Raw genomic sequence first — 6,768 nt, forward strand, 5'->3', positions numbered from 1 at the left:
CGACGCCACCCGACGCCACCCGACGCCACCCGGCGGCACCCGGCGGCGCCCGCCACACCGCGCGCCGTGCCCCGGTCACCCGCGCGAGGGGCCGGACGGCATACACTCTTCGTCGCCACCGGGGTGTGGCGCAGCTTGGTAGCGCACTCGCTTTGGGAGCGAGGGGCCGTGGGTTCAAATCCCGCCACCCCGACTGTCGTTCGCGACCGGATCGTCCCGGGAACCGCCGGTTTTTTCGCGCGGTACCCGGGCCCTGCCGATGCCGTCGGCCGGCTCGCCTACACTCGATGCGCGCAATCACGCCCCAGACTCAACACCCAGATCCGTCAAGGAGTACGCCTGTGAAGAGCACCGTCGAGACTCTGAGCCCGACGCGCGTGCGGCTCGCCATCGAGGTGCCGTTCGTCGAGCTCGAGCCGAGCCTCAAGAAGGCGTACCGGGAGATCGGCCAGCAGGTCCAGGTTCCCGGCTTCCGCCGGGGCAAGGTCCCCAGCGCGGTGATCGACCAGCGGGTGGGCCGGGGGACCGTCCTCAACGAGGCGATCCAGGAGGCCATCCCGCAGAACATCCTCGCCGCGGTCCGGGAGCACGACCTGAAGACGCTCGGCCGTCCCGAGGTCGACATCACGGAGTTCAACGACGGCGACTCGCTCAATTTCACCGCCGAGGTGGACGTCCGGCCGGAGATCACCCTGCCGGACCCGGCCACCATCGAGGTGACCGTCGACGAGATCCAGATCGCCGACAGCGAGATCGACGAGCAGATCAACAGCCTGCGCGAGCGGTTCGCCACGCTGAAGACCGTCGAGCGGGCCGCCCAGGAGGGCGACTTCGTGCAGATCGACCTGAACGCCACTGTTGACGGCGAGGAGGTCCCGGGCGGTTCGGCGAGCAACATCTCGCACGAGGTGGGCAGCAAGCAGCTCCTGCCGGGTCTGGACGAGGCGCTGGTCGGCCTGGCCGCCGGCGACAGCACCACCTTCACCACGCAGCTCGTCGGCGGCGACTACGCCGGCCGTGACGCCGACGTGGCGGTGACCGTCCGCACGGTCAAGGAGAAGGAGCTCCCCGAGCTCAACGACGACTTCGCGCAGATGGCCAGCGAGTTCGACACCATCGACGAGCTGCGCGCCGACCTGCGGGAGCGGGTCACCCGGGGCAAGCAGGTCGAGCAGATCTACGCCGCCCGTGACAAGGCCCTGGAGCAGATGGTGGCCGCCGCCGAGGTGCCGGCACCCGAGGGCGTCGTCAAGGAGGAGGTCGAGAGCCGCAAGGCCGCGATGGTCGACCAGCTCGAGCGCATCGGCGCCTCCCTGGAGGAATACCTCGCGGCGGAGGAGAAGACCGAGGAGCAGATCGACACCGAGCTGACCGAGGCGGCGACCGACGGCGTCAAGATCCAGCTCCTGCTGGACACCCTGGCCGACGCCGAGGACGTGCAGGTCTCCGACGACGAGTTCGGTCACGAGATCGTGCACCGGGCGCAGCGCGCCGGCATGGCCCCGCAGCAGTACTACGACCAGCTGGTCCGCTCCGGCGCCGCCGCGGCCGTCTTCGGCGACGTCCGCCGGGGCAAGGCGCTCGCCGCGGTGATGGAGAAGATCAAGATCAAGGACTCGGCGGGCAACGAGGTCTCCCTCGACGCGCTGCGGGCCCAGAACGAGGCCGAGCACGACCACCAGCACTGACCATCGGGGGTGTCGGCCGCCGTCCCGCGCTGCGCGCCGGGAGGCGGCCGAAACCCTTTCCGGGGTACGCCGTGCGGGTGACTGCGCTGAGAGCGAACAGTGCCCCGACCGGGAGTACGCCTCCCGGCTGAGCGGTTAGTGTCGGGTAGGACGGTACGGAGAGCGAAGGGCTGCCATGACCGACATGCACATCCCCAAGAAGTCGCTCCGGGTGAACGAGGCCCGCGGTGGCGACTCCATTGGCAACCTCGACGACTCGGTCTACAACCGGTTGCTCAAGGAACGGATCATCTTCCTGGGCAGTGAGGTGAACGACCAGGTGGCCAACCGCATCTGCGCGCAGCTCCTGCTGCTCGCGGCGGAGGACCCGGACCGCGACATCTTCCTCTGGATCAACTCGCCGGGTGGCTCGGTCTACTCCGGCATGGCGATCTACGACACCATGCAGTACATCGACAACGACGTCTCGACCGTGGCGATGGGCATGGCCGCCTCCATGGGCCAGCTGCTGCTCTGCGCGGGCACCAAGGGCAAGCGCTACGCCCTGCCGCACGCGCGGATCATGATGCACCAGCCCTCGGGTGGCCTCGGCGGCACCGCGTCGGACATCGCGATCCAGGCCGAGCAGATGCTCTACACCAAGCGGATGTTCCAGGAGCGGGTCGCGTTCCACACCGGCCAGTCCCAGGCGCAGATCGAGGCGGACTCGGACCGTGACCGCTGGTTCACCGCCCAGGAGGCCATGGACTACGGCTTCATCGACAAGGTGATCATCGGGGCCGCGCAGGTTCCGGATGGCGCCGGGACCCTGAGCTGACCGAGGAGCTGACGATGACCGACCTGAGCCTGCCGCCCCAGTTCGCGGCCGTGCACAACCGCTACGTTCTGCCGTCGTTCGTCGAGCGCACGTCGTACGGGATGAAGGAGTCCAACCCGTACAACAAGCTCTTCGAGGACCGGATCATCTTCCTCGGCGTCCAGGTGGACGACGCGTCGGCCAACGACGTGATGGCCCAGCTGCTGACGCTGGAGGGCACCGACCCGGACCGCGACATCATCATGTACATCAACTCGCCCGGTGGCTCCTTCACCGCCATGACGGCGATCTACGACACCATGCAGTACGTCCGCCCGGACATCCAGACCGTCTGCCTCGGGCAGGCGGCGAGCGCGGCGGCGGTGCTGCTCTCCGCGGGCACGCCGGGTAAGCGGATGGCGCTGCCCAACTCCCGGATCATCATCCACCAGCCGGCCACCGAGGGCGGCTACGGCCAGGGCTCGGACATCGAGATCCAGGCGCGGGAGATCCTGCGGATGCGGACGCAGCTGGAGGACATGCTCTCCCGGCACTGCAACCGCCCGATCGAGCAGGTTCGCAAGGACATCGACCGTGACAAGATCATGACGGCCGAGGAGTCCAAGGAGTACGGGCTGGTCGACACGATCCTGACCAGCCGCAAGAAGGGTCTGCTGGCGTCGCACGCCGCGGGCTGAGCAACGTGTGGTCGGAGGTCGGTCGGGGTATCGTTCCCGGTCGACCTCTGACACACCCGTTTTGGGGGTCGGAGAAAACCCGGCCACCGGGTAACGTCGGGTCTGTACCGCTCCGCCGGTCGGATCAGGTGGAGCCGACAGCATGGTGGGACGACAGGACGGACGGGCGCTCCGGCGCTCGCAGGTCAGGGCCGGCGTTCCGGCCGACGAGTGCAGGGAGAACGTAGGTGGCACGGATCGGTGACGGCGGCGACCTACTGAAATGCTCGTTCTGCGGCAAGTCGCAGAAGCAGGTCAAGAAGCTCATCGCGGGCCCTGGTGTCTACATCTGCGACGAGTGCATCGACCTCTGCAACGAGATCATCGAAGAGGAGCTGGCCGAGTCCGGCGAGGTGAAGTGGGAAGAGCTTCCCAAGCCGATGGAGATCTGCCAGTTCCTCGACAACTACGTCGTCGGTCAGGAGCAGGCCAAGAAGGCGCTCGCCGTCGCGGTCTACAACCACTACAAGCGGATCCAGGCCGAGGCCGCAGGCGCGCCGGGCTCCGGCACCGACGGCGTCGAGCTGGCCAAGTCCAACATCCTGCTGCTCGGCCCGACGGGTTGCGGCAAGACGCACCTGGCGCAGACGCTCGCGCGGATGCTCAACGTCCCGTTCGCCATCGCCGACGCCACCGCGCTCACCGAGGCGGGCTACGTCGGTGAGGACGTCGAGAACATCCTGCTGAAGCTGATCCAGGCCGCCGACTACGACATCAAGCGCGCCGAGACGGGCATCATCTACATCGACGAGGTCGACAAGATCGCCCGCAAGTCGGAGAACCCGTCGATCACCCGTGACGTCTCCGGCGAGGGCGTGCAGCAGGCGCTGCTGAAGATGCTCGAAGGCACCGTCGCCAACGTGCCGCCGCAGGGCGGGCGCAAGCACCCGCACCAGGAGTTCATCCAGATCGACACCACGAACGTGCTGTTCATCTGCGGTGGCGCGTTCGCCGGGCTCGACCAGATCATCGAGGCCCGCACCGGCTCCGGCGGCACCGGCTTCGGCGCCCGGCTCCGGTCGGTGTCCGAGCGGTCGACCGACGACATCTTCAGCCAGGTCATGCCGGAGGACATGCTGAAGTTCGGGCTCATCCCCGAGTTCATCGGCCGGCTTCCGGTGATCACCAACGTGCGCAGCCTCGACCGCAGCGCCCTGGTGCGGATCCTGACCGAGCCGCGCAACGCGCTGGTCCGGCAGTACCAGCGCCTGTTCGAGCTGGACGGCGTCGAGCTGGAGTTCGAGCAGCCCGCGCTGGAGGCCATCGCCGACCAGGCCATGCTCCGCGGCACCGGCGCCCGCGGCCTGCGGGCGATCATGGAAGAGGTGCTCCTCTCCGTGATGTACGAGGTGCCGAGCAACCCCGACGCCGCCCGGGTGCTGATCACCCGCGAGGTCGTCCTGGAGAACGTCAACCCGACGATCGTGCCCCGCGAGTTCACCGGCCGACGCCGGCGGGACCGCGAGGAGAAGTCGGCCTGATACCGCCGTTCGCGACCGCGCCCGGGTCAGCTCGGGCGCGGTCCGCGTGAGCGGGTCCGCCGGTCCCACTCGCCCGACGGGGTGACCACCACCATCATCAGGCGCACCGGCCCGTCACCGGCCGTGCGATAGCCGTGCTCCCGGTCGGCGTGGAACTCGACCGTCTCGCCGGCGCGTACGTCGTGGTCGACGCCGTCCACTGTGACAGTGGCGACGCCGTCGAGCACGTGCAGGATCTCCCGGGTGCCGTGGGCGTGGTCGGGAGACCGCAACGCCTCCCCGGGTTCCATCCGCCAGTCCCACAGCTCGACCAGGTCGGGTTCGCCGAGGCCGCTGAGCAGACGCGCCAGGCCGCCGTTGGGGCCGCGCCACAGCACCGGCGCCTCGTCGGCCGCGCTGACCCGCACCGTGCTCTGTTCGGCCGGCTCCAGCAGCCGGGCGATGCTGACGCCGAACGCGTCGGCGACCCGGCAGAGCGTGCCGATGCTCGGGTTGGTGCGCGCCCCCTCGATCTGCACCAGCATGCCCTTGCTGACTCCGGACCGGCCGGCCAGTTCCTCGAACGACCAGCCGCGTGCTGCTCGCAGGTCACGTACCTGGCGGGCGACCGCTGAGGTCACCGCGCCGACCCGTCCACCGGTATCGGTCATCACACTGTCCTTCACGGTCACTATTGTGGTACGACTGCGGGATGCTCCCCATTGTCCTCGCCGCCGTGTCCGCGCTGGCCTTCGGCACGGCCGACTTCGCCGGCGGCAAGGCGTCCCGACGCGCCGACCCGATCGCCGTGACTGTCGTGTCGCAGATCCTCAGCGTTCCGCTGCTGCTCGTCCTCGTCCTCGTGGTGCCCGGCACGCCGAGCCCGCTCGACCTGGGGTGGGGACTCCTCGCCGGCGTGGCGGGCGCGGGCGGCGTCATGCTGCTCTACCGCTCGCTCGCCACCGGCGTGATGGCTGTCGTCGCGCCCGTCACCGCGATCACCGCGGCGATCGTGCCGATCGTCGCCGGCCTGGTCCTCGCGCACTCGCCGGGTGCTGTTGCGCTCGGCGGCGCCGGGCTCGCCGTGGTCGCCATCGGGCTGGTCAGCCTGGGGGAGCGCGGCGCGGCACGCCGCGTCTCCGGCCGCGTGATCGGCATGGCACTGGCCGCCGGACTGCTCTTCGGCGTCTTCTTCGCGCTGCTCGGCCAGGCCGACGAGGCCGCCGGCATGTGGCCGGTTCTCGCGGTACGCGTCAGCTCGATCGCGTTCGGCCTCGCGCTCGCCGTCCGTACCGGCGCACGCCTGCGCCTGGGGCGGCGGGTGCTCGGCTGGGCCGCGACGGCCGGCCTGCTCGACGCCGCCGCGAACGCGCTGTTCCTCGCCGCGGCGGGGCGGGGGCACCTGAGCGTGGTGGCCGCGATCGCCTCGCTCTACCCGGCGAGCACCGTCCTGCTCGCGCTCGCCGTCGACCGGGAACGACTCCGGCCGGCACAGGTCGCGGGGCTCGGCTTCGCCGCGGCGGCGCTCGTCCTGTCCAGCGTCTGAGCCCTGTCGCGCGCCTGCTTCCGCCCGTACCCTCGGGTCATGCGCGTCGCCGTCTGCCAGCTCAACGCCCGCGACGACCGGGCGGCGAACCTCGCCGCCGCCGAGGCCCTGCTGGTCAGGGCCGCGGCGGCCGGCGCGGACCTCGCCCTCCTTCCGGAGTACGTCGACTACCTCGGTCACGCCGACCGGATGCCGCCGGCCGAGCCGGTCGACGGCACCGTGGGGCGGTTCTTCGCGGAGACCGCCCGCCGGCTGGGCATGTGGGTGATCGCCGGCTCGTTCCACGAGGCGGGTCCGGACCCGGCGCACACCTGGAACACCTCCCTGGTCTTCGACCGCGAGGGCGCGCTCGCCGCCGCCTACCGGAAGATCCATCTGTACGACGTGGAGATCCCCGGCCGCGTCTCCTACCTCGAGTCGGCAACCGTCGCGCCGGGCGAGAAGCCAGTGGTGGTCGACGTCGAGGGTCTGCGGGTCGGCCTGTCCATCTGTTACGACCTGCGGTTCCCGGAGTTGTACCGGCAGCTCGCGACCGACGGCG

At 70.0% G+C, this 6,768-nt stretch carries 7 protein-coding genes and 1 tRNA gene (1 of these 8 only partly in view); 7 read left to right on the plus strand and 1 reads right to left on the minus strand.

What is annotated here, in order from left to right; genetic code table 11:
- Positions 1-119: 119 nt before the first annotated feature.
- The 5 genes from FHX31_RS04325 (at position 120) to clpX (ending at position 4,702) form a co-directional block, all read left to right on the plus strand.
- A tRNA-Pro gene (locus FHX31_RS04325) sits at positions 120-193 on the plus strand.
- Positions 194-341: 148 nt separating this feature from the next.
- On the plus strand, positions 342-1,688 hold the full coding sequence (gene tig, locus FHX31_RS04330) for a trigger factor (protein ID WP_013288036.1): 1,347 nt from the start codon (positions 342-344) through the stop codon (positions 1,686-1,688).
- A 175-nt stretch (positions 1,689-1,863) separates the two neighbouring features.
- Positions 1,864-2,505 carry an ATP-dependent Clp protease proteolytic subunit gene (locus tag FHX31_RS04335; RefSeq protein ID WP_013288035.1) on the plus strand — a complete coding sequence of 214 codons (642 nt, stop codon included), beginning with the start codon at positions 1,864-1,866 and terminating at the stop codon, positions 2,503-2,505.
- Positions 2,506-2,519: 14 nt separating this feature from the next.
- A complete protein-coding gene (locus FHX31_RS04340; RefSeq protein ID WP_013288034.1) occupies positions 2,520-3,182 on the plus strand; it encodes an ATP-dependent Clp protease proteolytic subunit in 663 nt (220 codons plus the stop codon).
- 227 nt (positions 3,183-3,409) lie between these two features.
- On the plus strand, positions 3,410-4,702 hold the full coding sequence (gene clpX, locus FHX31_RS04345) for an ATP-dependent Clp protease ATP-binding subunit ClpX (protein WP_013288033.1): 1,293 nt from the start codon (positions 3,410-3,412) through the stop codon (positions 4,700-4,702).
- A gap of 26 nt (positions 4,703-4,728) precedes the next feature.
- Here clpX and FHX31_RS04350 read toward each other — a convergent pair whose 3' ends face one another.
- Positions 4,729-5,352 (minus strand): helix-turn-helix domain-containing protein, encoded by a 624-nt coding sequence (locus FHX31_RS04350; RefSeq protein WP_013288032.1) that lies wholly within the window; start codon positions 5,350-5,352, stop codon positions 4,729-4,731.
- 41 nt (positions 5,353-5,393) lie between these two features.
- Here FHX31_RS04350 and FHX31_RS04355 point away from each other — a divergent pair, with 41 nt between their 5' ends.
- Positions 5,394-6,227, plus strand: a complete 834-nt coding sequence (locus tag FHX31_RS04355; protein ID WP_091330963.1) for an EamA family transporter — start codon at positions 5,394-5,396, stop codon at positions 6,225-6,227.
- A 39-nt stretch (positions 6,228-6,266) separates the two neighbouring features.
- Positions 6,267-6,768 carry the 5' portion of a carbon-nitrogen hydrolase family protein gene (locus tag FHX31_RS04360; protein ID WP_013288030.1) on the plus strand. Its footprint extends 296 nt past the window's final position, so only the first 502 of its 798 coding nucleotides appear in the window; the start codon lies at positions 6,267-6,269; its stop codon lies off the right edge, out of view.

The organism is Micromonospora sp. CNZ286, assembly GCF_014207755.1.

What these genes read in the sequence shown, in the direction of transcription:
- FHX31_RS04340 (WP_013288034.1), top strand. Translation starts at nt 2,520, where the DNA reads ATGACCGACCTGAGCCTGCCGCCCCAGTTCGCGGCCGTGCACAACCGC.
- FHX31_RS04355 (WP_091330963.1), top strand. Translation starts at nt 5,394, where the DNA reads ATGCTCCCCATTGTCCTCGCCGCCGTGTCCGCGCTGGCCTTCGGCACG.
- FHX31_RS04350 (WP_013288032.1), bottom strand. Translation starts at nt 5,352, where the DNA reads ATGACCGATACCGGTGGACGGGTCGGCGCGGTGACCTCAGCGGTCGCC.
- FHX31_RS04335 (WP_013288035.1), top strand. Translation starts at nt 1,864, where the DNA reads ATGACCGACATGCACATCCCCAAGAAGTCGCTCCGGGTGAACGAGGCC.